At 70.1% G+C, this 21,551-nt stretch carries 18 protein-coding genes; 6 read left to right on the forward strand and 12 right to left on the reverse strand.

Annotation, left to right across the window (positions count from 1 at the left end; translation table 11 throughout):
- The gene (locus ABD648_RS04570) at positions 1 to 783 is read right to left on the reverse strand and encodes an SDR family oxidoreductase (RefSeq protein ID WP_282213799.1); all 783 of its coding nucleotides are present in this window, start codon (positions 781 to 783) and stop codon (positions 1 to 3) included.
- A 147-nt stretch (positions 784 to 930) separates the two neighbouring features.
- On the opposite strand from ABD648_RS04570, the gene ABD648_RS04575 reads away from it, so the two are divergent.
- The 3 genes from ABD648_RS04575 (at position 931) to metX (ending at position 4,607) form a co-directional block, all read left to right on the forward strand.
- Positions 931 to 2,253, forward strand: coding sequence for a bifunctional o-acetylhomoserine/o-acetylserine sulfhydrylase (locus ABD648_RS04575; protein WP_282213800.1), 1,323 nt, complete (start codon positions 931 to 933; stop codon positions 2,251 to 2,253).
- A gap of 199 nt (positions 2,254 to 2,452) precedes the next feature.
- Positions 2,453 to 3,361, forward strand: a complete 909-nt coding sequence (locus tag ABD648_RS04580; RefSeq protein WP_282213801.1) for an endonuclease/exonuclease/phosphatase family protein — start codon at positions 2,453 to 2,455, stop codon at positions 3,359 to 3,361.
- Positions 3,362 to 3,401: 40 nt separating this feature from the next.
- Positions 3,402 to 4,607, forward strand: coding sequence for a homoserine O-acetyltransferase MetX (gene metX / locus ABD648_RS04585; protein ID WP_282213802.1), 1,206 nt, complete (start codon positions 3,402 to 3,404; stop codon positions 4,605 to 4,607).
- Between the two features lie 8 nt (positions 4,608 to 4,615).
- Here metX and ABD648_RS04590 read toward each other — a convergent pair whose 3' ends face one another.
- The 5 genes from ABD648_RS04590 to ABD648_RS04610 are packed head-to-tail and all read right to left on the reverse strand — an operon-like array spanning position 4,616 to position 8,880.
- On the reverse strand, positions 4,616 to 5,227 hold the full coding sequence (locus ABD648_RS04590; protein WP_282213803.1) for an NUDIX hydrolase: 612 nt from the start codon (positions 5,225 to 5,227) through the stop codon (positions 4,616 to 4,618).
- A gap of 9 nt (positions 5,228 to 5,236) precedes the next feature.
- The gene (locus ABD648_RS04595; protein WP_282213804.1) at positions 5,237 to 6,466 is read right to left on the reverse strand and encodes an MFS transporter; all 1,230 of its coding nucleotides are present in this window, start codon (positions 6,464 to 6,466) and stop codon (positions 5,237 to 5,239) included.
- Positions 6,467 to 6,475: 9 nt separating this feature from the next.
- On the reverse strand, positions 6,476 to 6,808 hold the full coding sequence (locus tag ABD648_RS04600) for a thiamine-binding protein (RefSeq protein ID WP_282213805.1): 333 nt from the start codon (positions 6,806 to 6,808) through the stop codon (positions 6,476 to 6,478).
- A 3-nt stretch (positions 6,809 to 6,811) separates the two neighbouring features.
- Positions 6,812 to 8,050, reverse strand: a complete 1,239-nt coding sequence (locus ABD648_RS04605) for a hypothetical protein (RefSeq protein ID WP_282213806.1) — start codon at positions 8,048 to 8,050, stop codon at positions 6,812 to 6,814.
- Positions 8,047 to 8,880 carry an ADP-dependent NAD(P)H-hydrate dehydratase gene (locus tag ABD648_RS04610; protein ID WP_282213807.1) on the reverse strand — a complete coding sequence of 278 codons (834 nt, stop codon included), beginning with the start codon at positions 8,878 to 8,880 and terminating at the stop codon, positions 8,047 to 8,049. The genes ABD648_RS04605 and ABD648_RS04610 overlap by 4 nt, the downstream gene beginning before the upstream one ends.
- Before the next feature lie 56 nt (positions 8,881 to 8,936).
- Here ABD648_RS04610 and ABD648_RS04615 point away from each other — a divergent pair, with 56 nt between their 5' ends.
- On the forward strand, positions 8,937 to 10,004 hold the full coding sequence (locus ABD648_RS04615; protein ID WP_282213808.1) for an NADH:flavin oxidoreductase/NADH oxidase: 1,068 nt from the start codon (positions 8,937 to 8,939) through the stop codon (positions 10,002 to 10,004).
- 71 nt (positions 10,005 to 10,075) lie between these two features.
- On the opposite strand, the gene ABD648_RS04620 is transcribed toward ABD648_RS04615, so the two are convergent.
- The 3 genes from ABD648_RS04620 to guaB1 all read right to left on the reverse strand — a co-directional run bounded on the left by ABD648_RS04620 (position 10,076) and on the right by guaB1 (position 14,016).
- Positions 10,076 to 11,137: a hemolysin family protein gene (locus ABD648_RS04620; protein WP_282213809.1), complete on the reverse strand. Its 1,062-nt coding sequence runs from the start codon at positions 11,135 to 11,137 to the stop codon at positions 10,076 to 10,078.
- Complete coding sequence (locus tag ABD648_RS04625; protein ID WP_282213810.1) at positions 11,134 to 12,450, reverse strand: hemolysin family protein; 1,317 nt, start codon at positions 12,448 to 12,450, stop codon at positions 11,134 to 11,136. Before ABD648_RS04625 ends, ABD648_RS04620 begins: the two co-directional genes overlap by 4 nt.
- 111 nt (positions 12,451 to 12,561) lie before the next feature.
- Complete coding sequence (gene guaB1 / locus ABD648_RS04630) at positions 12,562 to 14,016, reverse strand: GMP reductase (RefSeq protein ID WP_282213811.1); 1,455 nt, start codon at positions 14,014 to 14,016, stop codon at positions 12,562 to 12,564.
- 161 nt (positions 14,017 to 14,177) lie between these two features.
- On the opposite strand from guaB1, the gene ABD648_RS04635 reads away from it, so the two are divergent.
- The gene (locus ABD648_RS04635; RefSeq protein WP_282213812.1) at positions 14,178 to 17,858 is read left to right on the forward strand and encodes a multifunctional oxoglutarate decarboxylase/oxoglutarate dehydrogenase thiamine pyrophosphate-binding subunit/dihydrolipoyllysine-residue succinyltransferase subunit; all 3,681 of its coding nucleotides are present in this window, start codon (positions 14,178 to 14,180) and stop codon (positions 17,856 to 17,858) included.
- Positions 17,859 to 17,925: 67 nt separating this feature from the next.
- Here ABD648_RS04635 and ABD648_RS04640 read toward each other — a convergent pair whose 3' ends face one another.
- From ABD648_RS04640 to ABD648_RS04650, 3 genes are read right to left on the reverse strand one after another with little or no spacing between them, the layout of a single operon-like run.
- Positions 17,926 to 19,227, reverse strand: a complete 1,302-nt coding sequence (locus ABD648_RS04640; protein WP_282213813.1) for a GNAT family N-acetyltransferase — start codon at positions 19,225 to 19,227, stop codon at positions 17,926 to 17,928.
- A gap of 33 nt (positions 19,228 to 19,260) precedes the next feature.
- Entirely contained in the window at positions 19,261 to 19,506 is a 246-nt protein-coding gene (locus ABD648_RS04645; RefSeq protein ID WP_116635331.1) for a zf-HC2 domain-containing protein, read from the reverse strand.
- Positions 19,503 to 20,165 (reverse strand): sigma-70 family RNA polymerase sigma factor, encoded by a 663-nt coding sequence (locus ABD648_RS04650; RefSeq protein ID WP_425561696.1) that lies wholly within the window; start codon positions 20,163 to 20,165, stop codon positions 19,503 to 19,505. The genes ABD648_RS04645 and ABD648_RS04650 overlap by 4 nt, the downstream gene beginning before the upstream one ends.
- A 69-nt stretch (positions 20,166 to 20,234) precedes the next feature.
- Between ABD648_RS04650 and aroA the strand changes: the two genes are divergently transcribed.
- Positions 20,235 to 21,551 (forward strand): 3-phosphoshikimate 1-carboxyvinyltransferase, encoded by a 1,317-nt coding sequence (aroA, locus tag ABD648_RS04655; RefSeq protein WP_282213814.1) that lies wholly within the window; start codon positions 20,235 to 20,237, stop codon positions 21,549 to 21,551.

Raw genomic sequence — 21,551 nt, forward strand, 5'->3', positions numbered from 1 at the left:
TCAGTCGATGGACCGCACCCGCAGCGGGCCGCGCGCCAGGAGATGCTGCGCCGACTGCGCGACCGGACGCATCGTGATGAGGTCGAGGTTGACGTGGGCCGGAGACTCCAGCGCGTAGGCGATCACATCGGCCACGTCGCCGGCGAGGAGCGGGGCCTCCACACCCGAGTACACGGCCTCCGCCGCCACGGTGTCGCCACCGAGACGGTTCAGCGTGAACTCCTCGGTGTGCACCATGCCCGGCGCGACCTCGACGACGCGGATCGGCTCGCCGTTCAGCTCCTGACGCAGAACCCGCACCAGCATCGCCTCGGCGGCCTTGGCGGCGTTGTAACCCGCCCCGCCGGCGTAGGCCGTCTGCGCGGCCGTCGACGTGATGAAGACGGTGTCCGCGTGGCCATCCGCTGCGGCCGCGAGGCGCAGCAGCGGGAGCAGTCCCGACACCAGGCGCTGCGTCGCCAGCACGTTGGCGTCGAACATCCACTGCCAGTCGTCGATCGACGCGTCCTCGACGCGATCCGTTCCCCGCGCTCCACCGGCCACCTGCACGAGGGCGTGCACGGGCCCGGACTTCTCGAGCTCGGCCACCAGGGCGTCGACGGCCGCGGCGTCGGTGAGGTCGCAGGCGATGGCCGAGGCCCCGGTCTCCTCGGCGAGCGCCGTCAGCCGATCCTCGCGTCGTGCGACTCCGACGACATCCCATCCGCGGGTGCGGAGCTCGCGCACCGTCGCCGCGCCGATCCCGGAGCTCGCACCTGTCACCACTGCACGTCTGATCACCATGCCTCCACCGTACGATGTTCCCGCGCGATTTCGCGGTCCGGCACTGTTACGTCACATTTCCCGGTCCTTGTTGACACGAGCCGATATTCCGTACTCTCGCTGCAACGGCATCCGCCATCCGACCTTCAATCGTTCCAGGGGGAACACATGACCGCACCCGAGTCCTGGCGCTTCGAGACCAAGCAGATCCACTCGGGTGCCGCGCCCGATCCGGTGACGAAGGCCCGCGCCACGCCGATCTACCAGACCACGTCGTATGTGTTCGACAGCGCGGACCACGCTGCCAACCTCTTCGCCCTCGCGGAGTTCGGCAACATCTACACGCGCATCCAGAACCCCACGCAGGACGTGCTCGAGCAGCGCCTCGCCGCGCTCGAGGGCGGCACCGGTGCCCTCGTCCTCGCCAGCGGCCAGGCCGCATCCACGTTCGCCGTGCTGAACATCGCCGAGGCCGGCGACCACTTCGTCGCCTCGAGCTCGATCTACGGCGGCACGTACAACCTCTTCAAGTACACCCTCGCCAAGCTCGGCATCGAGGTCACCTTCGTCGAGAACCAGGACGACCCGGAGGAATGGCGCCGCGCGGTCCGTCCGAACACGAAGCTGTTCTTCGCGGAGACGATCGGCAACCCGCAGATCAACATCCTCGACATCCGCACAGTGGCCGACGTCGCGCACGAGAACGGCGTCCCGCTGATCGTCGACAACACGATCGCCACGCCGTACCTGATCCGCCCGTTCGAGTTCGGCGCCGACATCGTCGTGCACTCCGTCACGAAGTTCCTCGGCGGCCACGGCACGACCATCGGCGGCGTCATCATCGACGGCGGAAAGTTCGAGTGGTCGAAGAACGTCGACAAGTTCCCCGGCCTCACGGTTCCGGACCCCTCGTACCACGGCGCCAGCTACACCGCCGCTGTCGGCGACCCGCTCGCCTACATCATCAAAGCCCGCGTGCAGCTGCTGCGCGACCTCGGTTCGGCCATCGCGCCGCAGAGCGCCTGGAACCTCATCCAGGGTGTCGAGACGCTGTCGCTGCGCATCGAGCGCCACGTGCAGAACGCGCAGGAGATCGCCGAATGGCTCGACAGCCGTGACGACGTCGCGACGGTGAACTACTCGGGTCTGCCCTCCTCGCCCTGGTACGCCAAGGCGAACGAGTACGCCCCCAAGGGCGTCGGCGCGGTGCTGTCGTTCGAGCTCAAGGGCGGCGTCGAGGCCGGTCGCGAGTTCGTCAACAGCCTGTCGCTGTTCAGCCACCTCGCCAACATCGGCGACGTGCGCTCGCTCGTCATCCACCCGGCATCGACCACCCACGCGCAGCTCACCCCCGAACAGCAGCTCACGGCCGGCGTCACGCCGGGCCTGGTCCGTCTCTCGGTGGGCATCGAGAACGTCGACGACCTGAAGGCCGACCTCGAAGAGGCTCTCGCTGCGGCACGCCGCGTGTCGGAGGCCGCTCGCGCCTGATCTCCGGAACGGAAGGAAGTGCCCCGGGTCGACGACCCGGGGCACTTCTGCGTCCGCGTGCCTCCACACGGCGATCGCACAGCACGATCGCCCAGAATGGGAGGTCCTGCCCGAGGAGCCCGCGATCGCCATCACATCCCCCCGCCCGACCGTCCCGAGACTGCCGTCTCGGCGGTCCCGTGCGCGCTCCGGACGGCTCGTGGCGGTATCCGGCCTGATCCTGCTGTTCGCCGTGATCTGCGCCTGGGTCCCCGGGGCGATCGGCACGGCCGCAGCTGCAGCCCTGCCGTGGACCGGGCTCGCTCTCGCGATCGTGGCCGTGCTCGCACTCTTCCTGGCACGACGCGTGCTGATCGTCCTGCTGGTCCCCGCTCTCGCCTGGACCCTCGCGATCTTCCCTTCGCTCCCGGGACCGGGCTCGAACCCGGCGACGGATGCCGCACCCGTGACGGTCGTCAGCCAGAACGTGCGCGCGCACTCCGGCGGAGCCGCCGCATCGGCCGACGATCTCGCGAGCCTCGGCGCCGACGTGATCGCCCTCACGGAACTCGACGCCGACAGCCTCACTGCGGCCAGTGCCGCGCTGGCCGAGGAGTACCCGCACTCCTACGCGATCGGGACGGTGGGGGTCTGGAGCCGCTTCCCGATCGACGACGCCGTCCCCCTGACGCTCGGCCTGGACTGGAAGCGCGCCCTGCGCGTCTCGGTGCAGACGCCGGACGCCGATGTCGCCGTCTACGTCCTGCACGCGGCCTCGGTGCGCCCAGGGCAGCAGCACGACCGCGACATGATGCTGTCCGGCATCGCCCAGGCCGTCGCCGACGACGAGGCGGACTCGATCATCGTCGTCGGCGACTTCAACGCCGCATCGGCAGATCCGGCCCTGGGCGCGGTCCGCTCCGAACTCGACTGGGTCCGACCGACCGACGGCACCCTCGGCATGACGTGGCCGGCCTCCCTGCCCCTCGCCCGCATCGACCACGTCTTCGTGCGGGGACTCGACGTGAACAGTTCCACGACGCGACGCGCCGGGAACAGCGATCATCTCGCGACCGTGACGAGCGTCAGCATCCGGATGCCGAGCGCGGAATCCGTCCCGGAACCGTAACGTTCACCGGGCGGGTCCTCGGCCAGGCGAGAATGGAACCATGGACTGGCAGACGACCTCCGAGGACACGGTGCCCTCAGCGCCCGTGACGGAGGCCGACGTACGGCTGCTCCGCGCCCGCCCCCCGGCGACCGGTGCCTGGCGCGACGGGGATCCTGTCGGCGGTCGACGCTTCGGGAGCTTCGGGGCCTTCACGACCGAGAGCGGTGCGGTCCTCCCCGGCATCCGACTGGCCTACGAGAGCTGGGGCGAGCTCAACGAGGCCCGCGACAACGCGGTGCTCGTGCTGCACGCGCTGACCGGCGACAGCCACGTGCGCGGGGCGGCCGGCGCGGGCCACGCGACCGCTGGATGGTGGGAGGACGTCACCGGCCCCGGCGCGCCGCTCGACACCGACCGCTGGTTCGTGATCGCCCCGAACATGCTCGGCGGCTGCCAGGGCTCGACGGGGCCCGCGAGCGTCGCCCCCACCGGCTACGAGTGGGCGTCGCGCTTCCCCTATCTCACGATCCGCGACCAGGTCGCTGCCCAGGTGCGTCTCGCCGATGCTCTCGGGATCGACCGGTGGGCCGCCGTCGTCGGCGGATCCATGGGGGGCATGCACGCTCTGGAGTGGGCCGTCACGCACCCAGAGCGCGTCGCGCGTCTCGCCGTGCTCTCGTCTCCCCCGATCACCACAGCGGACCAGATCGCGCTGAACACGGTGCAGCTCGAGGCGATCCGGATGGACCCGCGCTTCCAGGGCGGGGAGTACTACGACCTCGGTGACGGCGACGGCCCGCACCGCGGTCTCGCCCTCGCGCGGCGGATGGCTCTGCTGAACTACCGCAGCCCGATCGAGCTCAACCAGCGGTTCCAGCGCTCCTGGCAGTCCGGTGTCTCCCCCCTGGGGCACGGCGGTCGCTTCGCGGTGGAGTCGTACCTCGACTTCCACGGCAACAAGTTCACGCGCCGCTTCGACGCGAACAGCTACATCACCCTGGTCGAGGCGATGAACTCCCACGACGTCGGACGGGACCGCGGCGGTGTGGAGGAAGCTCTGCGCGCCGTCACCGCCACGACCCTGGTCATCGGCATCGACAGCGACAGGCTCTTCCCCGTCGACGGGCAGCAGCGGATCGCGCGGAGCATCCCGAACGTCGTCGGTGGCGATGCGGTCGTGCTCACCAGCGACTTCGGGCACGACGGCTTCCTCATCGAGACCGAAGCCGTCGGCACGCACCTGCGGCGACTGCTCGCCGACTGAGCCTGCGCTCAGGACGGCGCGAACCGCCAGGGCAGGGTTCCGGCCGCCAGCTGCCCCTGCTCCCAGGCGAAGACGCGACCCGCGTCGGTGTCGAGCACGCGCGTCTGGAAGAGCTGCGGGACGCCTGCGGATGACAGCGCCGACTCCGCGTCGACGAACCCGGTGAGCTGGTGCAGCGTGATCCATGTCGGGGGGAAGAGCACCCATTCGCCGGCGCCGTGCCGTGCCAGGGCCTCAGCAGGGCTCACCCAGGCGATCTCCGCCACCTCGTCCGCCGACGGCACGGGTTCGTCGTCAGGGGCGCTCGCGAGGAAGAACCAGGTGCGGATACGCGTCGGCGCCTCGACCGGCGGCCGCCACTGCGAGAGCGGCACCAGGTCGTCGATCGCGAGCCCGACCTCTTCGCGGGTCTCCCGGATGCCGGCCCGCCGCGCATCGTCGCTCTCCGCTTCGCCGGCCCGCCGGTCGGCCGGCTCGACCTTGCCGCCAGGGAAGACCCACGCACCGGCGAAGGATCCGCGGTCCGGGCGCCGGATCAGCAGAACCTGGAAGCCCTGATCGGCGGCACGCAGCAGCACGACGGTGCCTGCGACGGGCAGGGGTTCGTCGGGAGTGCTCACCCCGCCACTCTAGGACGCGATGAGCTCTCTGACGGCGGCGCGCCGGGCTTCGAGGCGGTAGGACAGCAGGGCGATCACGAGCCCGGCGACGGCGAGCACCGCGCCGGTCAGGGCAGGGGCCGTGAACCCCCATCCGACGGCGATGACGACACCGCCGAGGAAGGCCCCGAGGCTGTTGCCGATGTTCAGAGCGGAGTGGTTCATCGCCGCGGCGATCGACTGGTTGTCGCCCGCGACATCCATGAGCCGCGTCTGGATGGTCGGGCTGAGGACCGAGGAGACGAATCCGACGATCAGCACCATGAGGGCGAGCGTCACGATCCAGAAGGACAGGACGGCGAGGAGGACGAACATGGCCGCCATCGCGGCGAGGCCGACCAGCAGCGTGCGGCGCAGGTCGATGTCGGCGAGGTGGCCGCCGACGAGGTTGCCCACGGTCATTCCGATGCCCATCAGGACGAGGATGATCGGCACCGCCCACTCCGGCGAACCGGCGACCTCCGTGACGACCGGGGCGATGTAGCTGTAGACCGCGAAGAACCCGCCGAAGCCGATCGCCCCGACGCCGAGCGTGAACCACACCTGCGGGATGCGGAAGACCCCGAGCTCCTGGCGCATGGTGCGTCCCGGCGAACCGGGATGCGCGGGCACGAACAGGGCGATGGCGAGCGTGGCCAGGGCGAAGACGAGTGCCACGACGGCGAAAGCGGCGCGCCACCCCCACTGCTGCCCGAGGAACGTGCCCAGCGGCACCCCGACGACGTTGGCGACCGTCAGGCCGGTGAGGATGAACGCGACGCCCTTGGCCCGGTTGCCCGGACCCATCACGTCGGCCGCGACGAGCGCCCCGATGCCGAAGTAGGCACCGTGCGGGAGCCCCGCCAGGAAGCGCGAGACGCCGACGAGCTCGAAGGACGGGAGCACCACGGTGAGGGCGTTGAACACGGTCAGAGCCAGCGCCAGGACGATCATCACGCGATGACGCGGGTACCGCGCCACGAAGCCCGCGATCGTCGGGGCGCCGATGACGACGCCGAGCGCGTACAGCGAGATGAGCCAGCCGGCCTGGCTCAGGGCATCTTCCCGGCTCGAGGACCAGAGGGTGGGCAGCAGGTCGCCGGCGATGTCGGGCAGCAGGCCCATGACCACGAACTCGGTCATGCCGATGCCGAAACTGCCGATGGCGAGAGAGAGGAGCGCCCTCTTCGCCGCACCCCTCGATTCAGTCGAGGGATTCACCGGTTCAGCTTAGCGGTCCCCGGACTCCTCGATCGCGGCTTCGAGCCGCTCGATCTTGGCGTCGAGCTCGCCGGAGTACCCCGGGCGGATGTCGGCCTTCAGCACGAGCGAGACCCGCGAGCCGAACGGCATGACCGCCTCGGTGGCCCGCTTGACGACATCCATCACGGTGTCCCAGTCCGGCCCTTCGATCTCGGTGAACATGCTCGTCGTCCGGTGCGGCAGGCCGGATTCGCGGACGACGCGCACCGCCGCGGCGACGGCGTCGTGCACGGAGTCGTCGGTGCGCTCGGCACCGTCTGCGGGGGTGCCGCTCGGGGCGACGGAGAAGGCGATCAGCATGGTTCACTCCCTGGTTTTCGACGGATGGTGGGCGGGCACACGGACGAGAGCCCGGATGCCGACGGCGAGAAGCACGAGAAGGAGGACGTTGCGCAGCGTGAGCACCAGGACCGGCAGCAGTTCGGCCCGGAGCAGCGCGTCGTAGCTCAGCGGGTAGACCAGGCAGGTCAGGGCGCACAGGGTCAGCACGAGCAGCGCGGGAACGCGCGCCCTGATGCCGTCGAACGCGATCCACAGGACCACAGGGGCGATCAGCCATGTCTGGAACTGCGGCGAGCCGACCTTGTTGGTCACGATGAGCACCGCGACCAGGCTCAGAGCGAGCGGCGGGAAGAGCCGGGGGAAGGATGCTCCGCGCACGGCCTTCACGGCGCCGATCGCGGTCACGGCGACGGCGGCCAGCGCCATGAGCGGCGTGAGCACCGCGGTGACGGCGTCTGCCGCGGGCGCGACGATCTGGAACGTCAGGATCTCGAAGCTGTACTCGATGCGCGCGGCACCGGACACGGCCAGCCAGAGGAACGGCGTCGCCGCCACGGCTTCGATCTGCAGCCCACGGCCGGTCTGCCCGGTCAGGAAGCCGAACAGCTCGGTGTCCGCTCCGAGGAGCAGCAGCACCACGATGACCCCGGCGGTGACGGCCGCGGCGGCGAGCAGCATCCGGAACCGCGCCCGGACGGCCACGATCGCCGCCAGCAGCAGGGCGCCCGGCCAGATCTTGATCCAGGCGCCGGCGGTCAGCAGAGCGGCGGCCACCACGGGTCGCGACGCGAGCCAGAGGCCGCCGACCACCGCGAGAGGGAGTGTGACCGCGTCGATCCGGTACATTGCGATGGGGCCGAGCAGGAGGATCGCCCCGCACCAGAACCAGGCGGCGACGCGCCGCGGCCGCGACGGCGCCCGTCCGATCAGCACGCCGAAAGCGACGGCGTCCAGCGCGGTGACCAGGACCGCCCAGGCGACCAGGTAGGCGCCGGAGGCTCCGAGGAGCGGCACGAGCGGCACGGCCAGCCCCTTGGCCAGGAGCATCGGCACGAGGGCGAGCTGCGGGTAGACCCAGGTCTCGGTCACCCCGACGATCGCTCCGCCGCCGAGCGCCGACGATGCCCACGGCTCGTAGACGAGGACCACGTCGCCCATGGGCTGACTCGGGTACACCCAGCCCGCCGCGGCTGTGACGAGGTGCACGACGAGGAAGGCGCACCAGAGCACGACCACGCGCGTCGTCCGGATGCGGCTCACGCCAGGACGTCCGCGATCGCGGACGGCAGGGCCTCAGCGACGTCCATCGCGACGATCGGGTGTCCGGGAGCGCCCTCCAGCACGCCGGCGGCGATGCGCGCGGCGTGGCCGTGCAACCAGGCCCCCGCCGCGGCGACCTCCGCCAGGGATGCTCCGGGATTTGCGGCCGTCACCGCGCCGAGCACGCCCGCGAGCACGTCACCGGTGCCGGCTGTCGCCAGCCATCCTGTCCCGGCCTCCACAGCGATGACCGCTCCGGACGGGTCGGCGATCAGGGTCCGGGCACCCTTGAGCAGCACCGTTCCCCCGATCTTCACGGCGACCTGCGACGCCCCCTCAGCGCGATCGTCTTCGGACGACGGCACGCGCAGACGCTCCCGCAGCTTCGAGAACTCGCGGGCGTGCGGCGTCACGAGGAAGGGGGCGCGCGTCCCGGGGGCGAGGTCGAGCGCGCCGGCATCGATGATCACGGTGGCCGATCCCGACAGGATCTCTCGCAGCGTCACGGTCTCCGCGTCGCTGCGCTCCCCCGGATCCGTGCCTGAGCCGATGACCCAGACGTCCGGGCGCGTCCCACCCGCGTCGGGACCGGCGACGGTCTCCGGACGACGCGCGAGGACGGCATCCGCCACCCGGGTCGGCCCGACGTACCGCACGAAGCCGGCGCCCGCCCGCCACGCGGCCTCGACGCCGAGCACGGCGGCACCGGGGTAGGCGGGCGACCCGGTGCGCAGCGCCACGACGCCGCGGGCGTACTTGTCGTCGTCCGGCGTCGGGACGCGGAAGAACCGCGCGGTATCGCTGCGTGTCCACTCGCGCACCTCGACCATGACTCCACGTTAGCGGGACGACCCGTGCCATGCCCGCGCGGGGGTAACGTCGAACGGTGAGCCTCCTCTTCTCCCCGCTGACCATCCGATCCGTCACGTTCCGCAATCGCCTCTGGGTGTCGCCGATGTGCATGTACAGCGCCGTCGACGGCGTCGTCCAGGAATGGCACCACACGCATCTCGCCCAGTTCGCATCGGGCGGCGCGGGACTCATCGTCGCGGAGGCAACCGCCGTGGTCCCCGAGGGGCGCATCTCGCCGCGCGACGTCGGACTGTGGAACGACGAGCAGCGCGACGCCTGGGCCCCCATCGTGCAGGCGATCCACGATCGCGGTGCGGTCGCCGGCATCCAGCTCGCGCATGCGGGCCGCAAGGCATCGACCTGGTGGCCCTGGGCAGCGGAACGCGGCTCGGTCCCGACCGACGAGGGCGGATGGACGACGACCGCGCCGTCCGCCGTCGCGTTCGACGGATTCGCCGAGCCGATCGCGCTGGATGCTGCAGGAATCGGTCGCGTCGTCGACGCCTTCGCCACGGCAGCGCGTCGTGCCGTCGACGCCGGCTTCGACGTTCTCGAGCTGCACGGGGCGCACGGCTACCTGCTGCACCAGTTCCTGTCCCCGCTGTCGAACCGTCGCGACGACGAGTTCGGCGGATCGCTGGAGAACCGTGCGCGGCTTCTGCTGCGCGTCGTGGATGCCGTGCGTGCGGAGGCCGGCGATGACGTGCCGCTGTTCGTGCGCATCTCCGCGACCGATCACGCCGACGGCGGCTTCACCGCCGAAGAGGCGGCGGTGGTCGGCGAATGGGCCGCGCAGCACGGCGCGGACTTCATCGACGTCTCCAGTGGCGGGCTCGTCGCTCATCAGCGGATCGAGGTCTTCCCCGGCTACCAGGTCCCGCTCGCCGAGACCGTCCGGCAGGGCGGCCGCATCCCCGTCTCGGCCGTCGGGCTCATCACCGCCGCGGCGCAGGCCGAGCAGGTTCTCGCCGACGGTGCGGCCGACGCGATCTTCGCCGGACGCGAATGGCTGCGCGACCCGCACTTCGCGCTCCGCGCGGCGCACGAGCTGGGCGCCGACGTCGCCTGGCCGCCGCAGTACGACCGCGCACGCTGGCGCTGACCAGGGTCACCACGAGAAGAAGGCCGCCGCCCCGACAAGGGACGGCGGCCTTCGTCATGAGGCGCGCGCGATCAGCGACCCCGGATGCGACGTGTGGCGTCCTGCACCTCGCCGACGAGCTCCTCGAGGATGTCCTCGAGGAACAGCACGGCGGTCGTGCGCCCCTCCGCGTCGCGCACCTTCGCCAGATGGCGACCGGCACGGCGCATGAGCGCGAGGGCATCCTCCAGATCGGTGTCCTCCTGCACGGGCACCATGTGATGGATGCGCTTCGAGGGCAGCGGTTCCACCAGCTTCTCGGCGGCATCAGGCCCGTCCGAGGCCCGCAGGATGTCCTTCAGGTGGACATAGCCGACCGGGGCGCCATCTGCATCGACGATCACGTAGCGTGAGAACCCGTACCGCGCGACCGCCTTCTCGATGTCGTCGGGGGTCGTCGACTGCGGCAGCGTGATGAGGTCGCTGAGCGGAACGGCGACGTCGCGCGCCTTCTTGTCCGTGAACTCCACGGCGGCGGCCACGGTTCCCGCGGTGTCGGTCAGCACGCCCTCCCGCCGCGACTGATCGACGATCGTCGCGACCTCCTCGAGCGTGAAGGTCGAGGCGGCCTCGTTCTTCGGCTCGACCCGGAACAGGCGCAGCACGCCGTTCGCCGCCGCGTTCAGGACCCAGATCACCGGCATGAAGATCTTCGACACCCAGACGAGCGGGGTGGCCAGGATCAGGACGGCACGGTCCGGCACGGAGAACGCGAGGTTCTTCGGCACCATCTCGCCGAACACGACGTGCAGGAACGAGACGATCAACAGGGCGATCGTGAACGACACCACGTCCACGACGCCGTCCGACCAGCCGAGCGCGTGCATCGGCACGGCGAGCAGGTGGTGGATCGCGGGCTCGGAGACGTTCAGGATCAGCAGCGAGCAGATCGTGATGCCGAGCTGCGAGGTCGCGAGCATCAGCGTCGCGTGCTCCATGGCGTAGAGCGCGGTCTTCGCCGCCCGCGAGCCCTCCTCGGCGCGCGGCTCGATCTGCGAGCGTCGCGCGGAGATGACCGCGAACTCGGCGCCGACGAAGAAGGCGTTGGCGACGAGCAGCACGACGAGCCAGGCGAGTCCTCCCCAATCGTTCATCGGGTGGCCTCCTCTCCTGCGTCGTGCGGTCTCGGAACGTATCTCACGCGATCGACGCGCCTTCCATCCATGCGGACGACCTGGAGCTTGCCGCTGTCGACCGTCACCTCGTCGCCGACGGTCGGCACCCGCTCGAGCACGCTCATGACGTACCCGCCGACCGTGTCGTACACATCCCCTTCGGGAACCACGACTCCGGCGCGGCTGCGCAGCTCGTCAGGACGCAGCTCGCCCGGGAACATGATGCCGTCGCGCCCCCGGACGATGCCGGCTCTGGTGCGGTCGTGCTCGTCGGAGACCTCGCCGACGAGCTCCTCGATGAGGTCCTCGAGGGTCACGAGACCCGCCGTTCCGCCGTACTCGTCGACGACGATGGCGAGCTGATAGCCGCGAGCGCGGAGCTCGGAGATGAGACCGTCGACGTGCACGGTCTCAGGGACGCGGAGCGCATCGGTCGCGAGAGCGCCGACGGGGACCTCGGCGCGCCGTTCGCGAGGCACTGAGATCGCCGCCTTCAGGTGCACGACGCCCGAGATGTCGTCGAGGTCGTCGTCGTAGACCGGGAAACGACTGTGTCCGGTGCGGCGCGCCAGCTGGATGACGTCATCGGCGGAGTCGCCCGCGGCGAGCGCATGCATGCTCGGCCGGGCGGTCATGACATCGGCGGCGCTGAGGCGGGAGAAGGTGAGCGTGCGGTCGAGCAGGCTGGCCGTGTCGGCCTCGAGCAGCCCGGCGTTGGCCGAGCGACGGACGAGCGAGGAGAGCTCCTCCGCGCTGCGTGCGCCGGAGAGCTCCTCCTTCGGCTCGATGCCCATGCTGCGCAGCACGCCGTTCGCGCTGCCGTTGAGCACGACGACGGCCGGCTTGAAGATCGCCGTGAAGGCGACCTGGAAGGGGATGACGAGCTTGGCGGTCTGCCGCGGCAGCGCCAGGGCGAAGTTCTTCGGGACGAGCTCGCCGAGGATCATCGACAGCACCGTGGCGACCAGCATCGCGACGATCGTGGCGATCGGGGCGACGGCCGCCTCGGGGATGCTCCAGGCGACGAACGTCGGGCGGAGCAGGTTCGACAGCGCAGGCTCCATCGTGTAACCCGTGAGGAGCGTCGTCAGGGTGATGCCGAGCTGCGCGGACGAGAGATGCGTCGACGTGTGCTTGAGCGCGCTGATCGTGAGCGAGAGCCGGGATTCGCCTCGTGCCTGACGCGCCTCGAGATCGGCACGGTCGAGATTGACCAGCGCGAACTCGCTCGCGACGAAGAGGCCGGTGCCGACCGTGAGCAGGAGCCCCACGCCCAACATGATGTAGTCCATCAGAGGTTCCTCTCCGGTGAGAGAGGCGGACAGTGGGGCGATGTACTGCAACTGGGAGGGTCGTCCATTATGCCGACGATTCTACAGAACCCGGCAGGGAGTGCGACTCGGCTACCAGCTGACCGGCAGGGCCTTGCCCTCCTCGTAGCCCGCGGCCGACTGCAGACCCACGAGAGCCCGGTCGTGGAACTCCGGCACCGATGATGCGCCGGCATAGGTGAACGACGAGCGCACGCCCGAGGTGATCATGTCGAGCAGGTCCTCCAGCCCGGGGCGGAGCGGGTCCAGGTAGATCTTCGACGAGGAGATCCCCTCGGCGAAGAGTTCCTTCCGGGCACGCTCGTACGCGTCCAGACGGCCGAAGCGTGCCTGCACCGCCTTGGTCGAAGCCATCCCCCACGATTCCTTGAAGATGCGCCCTTCGGCATCGCGCTGCAGCTCCCCCGGTGCCTCGATCGTGCCGGCGAACCAGGAGCCCACCATGACGGATGCCGCGCCGGCGGCGAGAGCGAGCGCCACGTCGCGCGGGTAGCGCACCCCGCCGTCGGCCCAGACATGCGCGCCGAGTTCCCGTGCCGCCTGCGCCGTCTCGAGCACGGCGGAGAACTGCGGCCGGCCGACCGCCGTCATCATGCGCGTCGTACACATCGCACCGGGACCGACTCCGACCTTGAGGATCGTGGCGCCCGCATCGACGAGATCGCGCACCCCGTCGGCGGTGACGATGTTGCCGGCCACGATCGGCAGTCCCAGGTCGAGGTCGGCGACCGCGCGCAGCGCGCGCAGCATCCCCTCCTGGTGCCCGTGGGCCGTGTCGACCACCAGCACGTCGACGCCCGCACCGGCGAGCGCCTTCGCTTTGGCGGCCACGTCGCCGTTGATGCCGACGGCGGCCGCGACGACCAGGCGGCCGTCGGCGTCGAGGGCCGGACGGTAGAGCGTGGAGCGCAGGGCGGTACGTGCACTCAGCGTGCCGACCAGGTGGCCGTGGTGGATCACCGTCACCATCTCGACTGCCGCGTCGGTGATGACGTCGAACGCGTGCCGTTCCGAGCCGATGTCCTCCGCATCGATCGACGGGACGCCGCTGTGCACGAGGTCGCCCAGCTGTGCATCCGGGAGCGCCGTCGCCAGCCTCGTCGCCGGAAGGATGCCGAGCACATCGCCCACCTCGATCGGAGAACCTCCGCGCGCCACGACGATTCCGTGCCCGGCGGTGGGAGGCAGGAGCCGGAGCGCGTCGGCGACGGACGCCTCCGGCGGGAGCACGATCGGCGTGTCCCAGAGCACCGGCTGCGCCTTCACGTCGCGGATCGCGGCATCCAGGTCCTGCAGCGGCAGATCCTGCGGGAGCACGCCGAGGCCGCCGCGCCGTGCGAGCACGGCCGCGAGACGCGGACCGGTGACCGAGTTCATGTTCGAGGCGACCAGGGGCAGCGTCGCCGGGGTGCCGTCCTGCGGCGCGAGGTCGACCTGGAGCCGGCTGGTCACCGCGGATCGGCGCGGAACCAGGAAGACGTCCGAATAGGTCAGATCGACGGTCGGCTGCGCACCTGAGAAGTTCATGACTCCACGGTACTCAGATCGCCGCGCGGTCGGCACACGGCTTCGACGATTGCCGGGGCGAAACACGTTAGGCTTGACAGTCGAGAGTGTGCGGACCCGGGCGCATCCTGCGCCGTCGTCTTGCACCAGAGTGCTTCAGCGATGAAAGAGGGCGATACAGCGTGTCGAACCAGGTGACCGGCGTCGGGGGCGACGGGGGGTTCGGAGCCAATTCCTGGCTCGTCGAAGAGCTCTACGAGCAGTTCAAGGAGAACCGCGACTCCGTCGACAAGGAGTGGTGGCCGGTACTGGAGAAGTACCACACGGACACCGCCGGCTCCGCGGCTCCAGCAGCCGCACCTGCGGCTCCCACCGACACGGCGGCGCACCCCGTCACGGCACCGATCCCGGTGATCGGCTCTCAGCCGGTGGCGCGCACGACCACCAAGCCTGCTGCCACGGCACCGATCCCGGCCCAGGCGCCAAAGCCCGAGGCGAAGGAAGCGGTCGACGCCGCCGAAGAGGACAAGGTCACCCCGCTCCGCGGCCTGCCGAAGACCCTCGCCGCGAACATGGACGAGTCCCTGACCGTCCCGACCGCGACCAGCGTGCGGACGATCCCGGCGAAGCTGCTGATCGACAACCGCATCGTCATCAACAACCACATGGCCCGTACGCGCGGCGGCAAGGTCAGCTTCACCCACCTCATCGGCTGGGCGCTGATCCGCACGCTCGACGAGTTCCGCAGTCAGAACGTCTTCTACGCCGAGATCGACGGCAAGCCGTCCGTCGTCGCCCCCGCCCACGTGAACCTGGGCATCGCGATCGACCTGCCCAAGCCCGACGGCACGCGCGCGCTCATGGTGCCGAGCATCAAGCGCGCCGACACCATGAGCTTCAGCGAGTACCTCGTCGCCTACGAGGATCTCGTCACGCGCGCCCGCAACAACAAGCTCACCGCGGCGGATTTCCAGGGCACCACGGTGTCGCTGACGAACCCCGGCGGCATCGGCACCGTCCACTCGGTCCCGCGTCTGATGAAGGGCCAGGGCTGCATCATCGGCGCCGGCGCCCTCGAGTACCCGGCCGAGTTCCAGGGCGCGAGCGACAAGACGCTGAACGAGCTCGCGATCGGCAAGACGATCACCCTCACGAGCACGTACGACCACCGCGTCATCCAGGGAGCCGGCTCCGGCGAGTTCCTCAAGAAGGTGCACGAGCTGCTCATCGGGCAGCGCGGCTTCTACGACGACCTCTTCGCCGCCCTCCGCATCCCGTACGCGCCGATCCGCTGGAACCCTGACATCGCTGTCGACCTCGCCGAGCGCGTCGACAAGCAGTCCCGTGTGCAGGAGCTCATCAACTCGTTCCGCGTGCGCGGCCACCTGATGGCCGACATCGACCCGCTCGAGTACGTGCAGCGCTCGCACCCCGACCTCGAGATCGAGAGCCACGGACTCACGTTCTGGGACCTCGACCGCGAATTCGTCACCGGCGGCTTCGGCGGCCGTCGCGTCGCGAAGCTGCGCGACATCCTCGGTGTGCTCCGCGACTCCTACTGCCGCACGCTCGGCATCGAGTACATGCACATCCAGGACCCGGAGCAGCGTCGCTGGTTCCAGGAGAAGGTCGAGGTCAAGTACCAGAAGCCCGGCCACGACGAGCAGCTGCGGGTGCTCCGCAAGCTGAACGAGGCCGAGGCCTTCGAGACCTTCCTGCAGACGAAGTTCGTCGGCCAGAAGCGGTTCTCGCTCGAGGGTGGCGAATCGCTCATCCCCCTGCTCGACGAGGTCCTGCAGGGTGCGGCGACCGCCGGACTCGAGGGCGCCGCGATCGGCATGGCCCACCGCGGCCGCCTGAACGTGCTCACGAACATCGCCGGCAAGACGTACGGCCAGGTGTTCCGCGAGTTCGAGGGAACGCAGACGCCGGGCAACCAGCGCGGTTCCGGCGACGTGAAGTACCACCTGGGCACCGAGGGCACGTTCGTCGCCGACGACGGCTCCGAGCTGCCGGTGTACCTCGCCGCGAACCCCTCGCACCTCGAGACGGTCGACGGAGTGCTCGAGGGCATCGTCCGCGCCAAGCAGGACCGCAAGCCCATCGGCACGTTCGCCTGGCTGCCGATCCTCGTGCACGGCGACGCGGCCTTCGCCGGCCAGGGCGTCGTGGTCGAGACCCTGCAGATGTCGCAGCTGCGCGGCTACCGCACCGGCGGCACCATCCACGTGGTCGTCAACAACCAGGTCGGCTTCACCACGTCGACCAACGACGGACGCACCTCGGTCTACGCGACGGATGTCGCCAAGACGATCCAGGCGCCGGTGTTCCACGTGAACGGCGACGACCCCGAGGGCGTCATCCACGTCGCACAGCTCGCGTTCGAGTACCGCGAGCGCTTCCACCGCGACGTCGTCATCGACCTCGTCTGCTACCGCCGACGCGGTCACAACGAGGGCGACGACCCCTCGATGACGCAGCCCCTGATGACGGACCTCATCCAGGCGAAGCGCTCGGTCCGCAAGCTCTACACCGAATCGCTCGTCGGCCGCGGTGACATCACCGAGCAGGAGTACGACGAGGCGAAGGCCGACTTCCAGAACCGCCTGGAGATCGCGTTCGCCGAGACGCATGCGGCCGAGACCGGCGCGACGCCGATCGCTCCCGATCTGCTCCCGGTCGAGGAGCAGGTCGGCGCTCCCGACATCACCGGCGTGCCGAGCGAGGTCATCCAGCTGATCGGCGATGCCTTCGTGAACAAGCCCGAGGGCTTCACGGTGCACCAGAAGATCCAGCAGCTGCTCGACAAGCGTCTCGACATGAGCCGCAACGGCGGCATCGACTGGGGCTTCGGCGAACTGCTCGCGTTCGGCTCGCTGCTCGTCGAGGGAACGCCCGTGCGCTTCGCCGGACAGGATGCACGACGCGGCACGTTCGTGCAGCGTCACGCCACCCTGCACGACCGCGCGAACGGCCAGGAATGGCTGCCGCTGTCGAACCTCTCCGACGCGCAGGGACGCTTCTTCATCTACGACTCCCTTCTCAGCGAGTACGCCGCCCTCGGCTTCGAGTACGGCTACTCTGTGGAGGCGCCGGAGGCGCTGGTGCTGTGGGAGGCGCAGTTCGGCGACTTCGTCAACGGCGCGCAGTCGGTCATCGACGAATACATCTCCGCCGCGGAGCAGAAGTGGGGACAGCAGTCCAGCGTGACGCTGCTCCTCCCCCACGGCTACGAGGGCCAGGGACCGGACCACTCCTCGGCCCGCATCGAGCGCTTCCTGCAGCTGTGCGCGCAGGACAACATGATCGTCTCGCGTCCCTCGACCCCGGCGTCGTACTTCCACCTGCTGCGCCGTCAGGCCTACGCCCGTCCGCGCAAGCCGCTGATCGTGTTCACGCCGAAGGCGATGCTGCGACTCCGCGGTGCGACGAGCCCTGTCGAGGCCTTCACGCAGGGCCGGTTCGAGCCGGTGATCGACGACCACCGCGATCTCGACCGCGGCGCCGTCAAGCGCGTTCTCGTGCACTCGGGCAAGGTCCACTGGGACCTTCGCGCCGACCTCGAGAAGAACCCGAACCCGGAGATCGCCCTGGTCCGGCTCGAGCAGCTGTACCCGACGCCGATCGACGAGCTCAAGGCCATCACCGACTCGTACCCGAACGCCGAGCTGGTGTGGGTACAGGAGGAGCCGGAGAACCAGGGCGCCTGGCCGTTCCTGGCCCTCGCGTTCGCCGATGTGCCCGGCGACCGCTCGTTCCGCCCCGTGGCGCGCGCGGCCTCCGCGTCGCCCGCGACCGGCTCCTCGAAGGTTCACGCCGCCGAACAGGCGAAGCTGCTGCGTGAGGCTCTCACGCTCGGCTGAGCCGACCCCGACGAAGAAGGCGCCCCGACCTCACGGTCGGGGCGCCTTCTCGTGTCAGAGGGTCGGATCAGTACCAGATGTCGAGCGACGGCACCGGGAACGCGACGAGTGCGCGGTCGAGGGCCTCGACGGCCGCGGCATCCGCCGTGATCAGCCCTGCGCCGTGCAGCGTGGCTGCTCGCACCCCACCGCTGTAGAGCGAGGAGAGCGCGGAGACGTCGAGAGTGATGTCGATCTCCGCATCGGTGACGGCCTCCACGGTCGCCCCGCCCGAGGCGTCCGCGCGCAGTCGCCAATCGCCTGCCGCGAAGCCCAGAGAGTCCTCGACGCGGAGGACGAGGTCGACCGGAGCCGAGAACCGTCGGGCGGTGAACGCGGTCGGCAGGTCGAGGATGCGCAGCCAGCCGTGATCATGCACGACCTGCGTCACGCCGCGCGGATCCGACACCAGCCACGGCAGCGGATCGTCGAGCGGCCGGAGATCGGCGGTGACCTCATCCACGAGGTCGTGCTGCAGTGCGAAACGCCAGAGTGCCGCTACCGCGTCCGGTGTCTCAGCGACGAGGAGCCCGATGTCGAGCCGGAAGCGGAACGAGTCGCCCTTCTCGTTCAGCGTGTAGGCGAGCGCGCCGCGGAGTTCACCCGCGTCGTCGAGGAAGCGGACCCCTCGCGCCTTGTCGCGGTCCTGACCCGCCGGCGACGCGCCGGAGAGGCCCTCCCAGCGGCCCTGCCAACCGGGGATGCGCCCGGCAACGCCCCGACGCGCACGCTCGTGCACAGTGCCGATGTCGGCGGCCAGCGTCTCGCGGTCGACGTACTCGACGCGTCCGGACGGAGTCGCGCCGCCCCACCCGGCGCGACGGGTGTCGATGGTGAGATGCGCGACCGGGATCGCGGAGCCGAATCCGTAGCGACCGTAGATCGTCGCCTCGGAGACGGTGAGACCGGCCATCGGAACGCCCGCAGAGGCGGCGGCACGGAGCTCACCCTCGAGCAGCGACCGGGCGATGCCGCGACGCCGATGAGTGGCGGCGACCGTCACCATGCTGATGGCCCACATGTCGAGCTCGCCACCGCCGGGGACGGTGAGCGGCGTCACCCAGGCGTTGGTGGTCGCCACCGGGAGCGCGGTCGCCGGAGCACCGGGTTCGTAGACCCCGATGTTGCGTCGCTGGGCGAAGGTCTTCCTGCCCTGGGCGAGCGACTCCGCATTCGGCTCGGCTCCGAGGAACCCTCGGTCCGCGGCCCGCTGGAACCCGTTCGCTGTCTCGTCGACCGTGAGATCGACGATGCGGTAGTCGAGTCCCGCGGCGCTCAGTCGCTCGGTCGAGGTGGGGTCGGCGGGCACGTCACGTGCATCGGTGGTCATCGATCCAGCCTACCGACGGCCTCCGACGGATCGTCAGTGCTGAGAGGCCTGGACCTCGCGGAGGCGGGCGAAAACCTGATCGCGCAGCTGCTCGGGAGCCGTCTCCTTGCAGGCGCGGGCCACGACCTCGGTGAGCGTCGTGGCGACGAGCGCCTCGTCTCGGCACGACGCGCAGTTCTCGAGATGCTCCCGGATCTCGGTGTGCTCGGTCTTGCACACCTCGTTGCGGAGGTACTCCTCCAGATCCTGACGGGCCTTGTCGCAGCCGCAGTCGCTCATTTCGTGCTCCTCGTGTCAGCCGCGGCGATGCCTCGCTCCGCGGCGTAGTCTGCCAGCAGCTCCCGCAGCATCCGCCTGCCACGGTGCAGGCGGCTCATCACGGTGCCGATGGGGGTCTTCATGATGTCGGCGATCTCCTGGTACGCGAATCCCTCGACATCGGCGAAGTACACCGCCAGTCGGAAGTCCTCGGGCACCGCCTGGAGAGCATCCTTGACGACGGAGGCCGGCATGCGGTCGATCGCCTCGGCCTCGGCTGAACGACCGTGCGTCGCGGTCGTCGACTCGGCGCCGCCCAGCTGCCAGTCCTCGAGCTCGTCGATCGTGCCCTGGTAGGGCTCGCGCTGCCGCTTGCGGTAGATGTTGATGTACGTGTTCGTCAGGATGCGGTACAGCCACGCCTTGAGGTTGGTGCCCTGCGAGAAGGTCGCCCAGGAGCCGTACGCCTTCACGAACGTCTCCTGCACGAGGTCGGCGGCGTCGGCCGGGTTGCGCGTCATGCGCATCGCGGCGGCGTAGAGCTGATCCATGAAGGGGATCGCCTGCTCCTCGAATTCGCGCCGAGGGTCGCCGACGGTCTCTGCGGTTGCGGTGTCATCCATCACCGGCCAGTCTAGGCCGCTGATGTCCAGCGTCTCGCGTTCCAGCGTGCCCAGCATGCACTCTCCTTCTCGGCAGACGCCCGCGCCTTCACGCGGCGGGCATCCTGTTCACTAAAGTGAGAACCAATGAGCGCGAACAGGTATTCCCCCGCCCGAGTCCAGGGCGCCTATGCCGCGCCCACGGTGGACGAGCCGGTCCACGCCGAGCTCACCATCCCCGGATCGAAGTCGCTGACCAATCGCGAGCTCATCATCGCCGCGATCGCCGACGGCCCCGGCCGTCTGATCGCTCCGCTGCACTCCGACGATTCGGCACGCATGGTCGACGCGCTGCGCGCCCTCGGCGTCGGCATCGAGGAGGTGGATGCCGGGCACGAGTTCGGCCCCGACCTCGTCGTCACGCCCGCGAAGCTGGTGGGCGGCCAGACCGTGGACTGCGGTCAGGCCGGTACCGTGATGCGCTTCATCGCCCCACTCGCGGGTCTCGCCGCGAACGATGTCCACATCACCGCGCACGAGACCGCGCTGCACCGTCCGATGGGCGGACTGATCAGCGCGCTGCGCGACCTCGGCGTCGACATCGACGACGAGGGCACGTGGGCCCTCCCCTTCACGATCCGCGGCCACGGACGCATCCGCGGCGGCCGGGTCGAGATCGACGCCTCCGCATCGAGCCAGTTCGTCTCCGGGCTCCTGCTAGCCGCGCCCCGCTTCGACGTCGGGCTGCACCTCGTGCACACCGGGGAGCACCTGCCGAGCCTCCCGCACATCGACATGACCATCGAGGCCCTGAGTCGGCGCGGCATCCGGATCGAGCGCCCCGCGGTCGGCGAGTGGCTGGTCGAGGCCGGCGTCCCCCGCGCCAAGGAGATCGCGATCGAGCCCGATCTCTCCAACGCCGCGCCGTTCCTCGCGGCTGCCCTCGTCGCGGGCGGCTCGGTGTCGATCACCGGCTGGCCGGCGCACTCGACGCAGCCCGGCGCGCTCCTCCCCGAGATCCTGCAGGCCATGGGCGCCCATGTCGGCCGGCACGGCGGCACGCTCACCGTGCGCGCCGGGTCCGGCATCCGCGGGCTCGACATGGACCTCTCCGCGGCGAGCGAGCTCACCCCGACTCTCGTGGGGCTCGCGGCCTTCGCGGATTCGCCGACGACGATCCGCGGAATCGGACACATCCGCCTGCACGAGACCGATCGCATCGCCGCTCTCGTCGGCAATCTCCGTGCACTCGGCGGCGAGGCGGAGGAGCTCTCCGACGGACTGCGCATCACCCCCGTCCCCTTGCACGGAGGCGGCTGGGCCGCACACCACGACCACAGGATGGCCACCACGGGAGCGCTCATCGGCCTGCGCGTCCCCGGCGTCGAGATCGACGACATCGGCACCACCGCGAAGACCCTCCCGGAGTTCACGATGCTCTGGGAGCGGATGCTGCGGAGCTGA

Origin of the sequence: Microbacterium luteolum (assembly GCF_039533965.1) — a bacterium.
Lineage (GTDB): Bacteria > Actinomycetota > Actinomycetes > Actinomycetales > Microbacteriaceae > Microbacterium > Microbacterium luteolum.

What these genes read in the sequence shown, in the direction of transcription:
- metX (WP_282213802.1), top strand. Translation starts at nt 3,402, where the DNA reads ATGGACTGGCAGACGACCTCCGAGGACACGGTGCCCTCAGCGCCCGTG.
- aroA (WP_282213814.1), top strand. Translation starts at nt 20,235, where the DNA reads ATGAGCGCGAACAGGTATTCCCCCGCCCGAGTCCAGGGCGCCTATGCC.
- ABD648_RS04600 (WP_282213805.1), bottom strand. Translation starts at nt 6,808, where the DNA reads ATGCTGATCGCCTTCTCCGTCGCCCCGAGCGGCACCCCCGCAGACGGT.
- ABD648_RS04625 (WP_282213810.1), bottom strand. Translation starts at nt 12,450, where the DNA reads ATGGACTACATCATGTTGGGCGTGGGGCTCCTGCTCACGGTCGGCACC.
- guaB1 (WP_282213811.1), bottom strand. Translation starts at nt 14,016, where the DNA reads ATGAACTTCTCAGGTGCGCAGCCGACCGTCGATCTGACCTATTCGGAC.
- ABD648_RS04640 (WP_282213813.1), bottom strand. Translation starts at nt 19,227, where the DNA reads ATGACCACCGATGCACGTGACGTGCCCGCCGACCCCACCTCGACCGAG.
- ABD648_RS04645 (WP_116635331.1), bottom strand. Translation starts at nt 19,506, where the DNA reads ATGAGCGACTGCGGCTGCGACAAGGCCCGTCAGGATCTGGAGGAGTAC.
- ABD648_RS04620 (WP_282213809.1), bottom strand. Translation starts at nt 11,137, where the DNA reads ATGAACGATTGGGGAGGACTCGCCTGGCTCGTCGTGCTGCTCGTCGCC.
- ABD648_RS04570 (WP_282213799.1), bottom strand. Translation starts at nt 783, where the DNA reads ATGGTGATCAGACGTGCAGTGGTGACAGGTGCGAGCTCCGGGATCGGC.
- ABD648_RS04575 (WP_282213800.1), top strand. Translation starts at nt 931, where the DNA reads ATGACCGCACCCGAGTCCTGGCGCTTCGAGACCAAGCAGATCCACTCG.
- ABD648_RS04610 (WP_282213807.1), bottom strand. Translation starts at nt 8,880, where the DNA reads ATGGTCGAGGTGCGCGAGTGGACACGCAGCGATACCGCGCGGTTCTTC.
- ABD648_RS04650 (WP_425561696.1), bottom strand. Translation starts at nt 20,165, where the DNA reads ATGCTGGGCACGCTGGAACGCGAGACGCTGGACATCAGCGGCCTAGAC.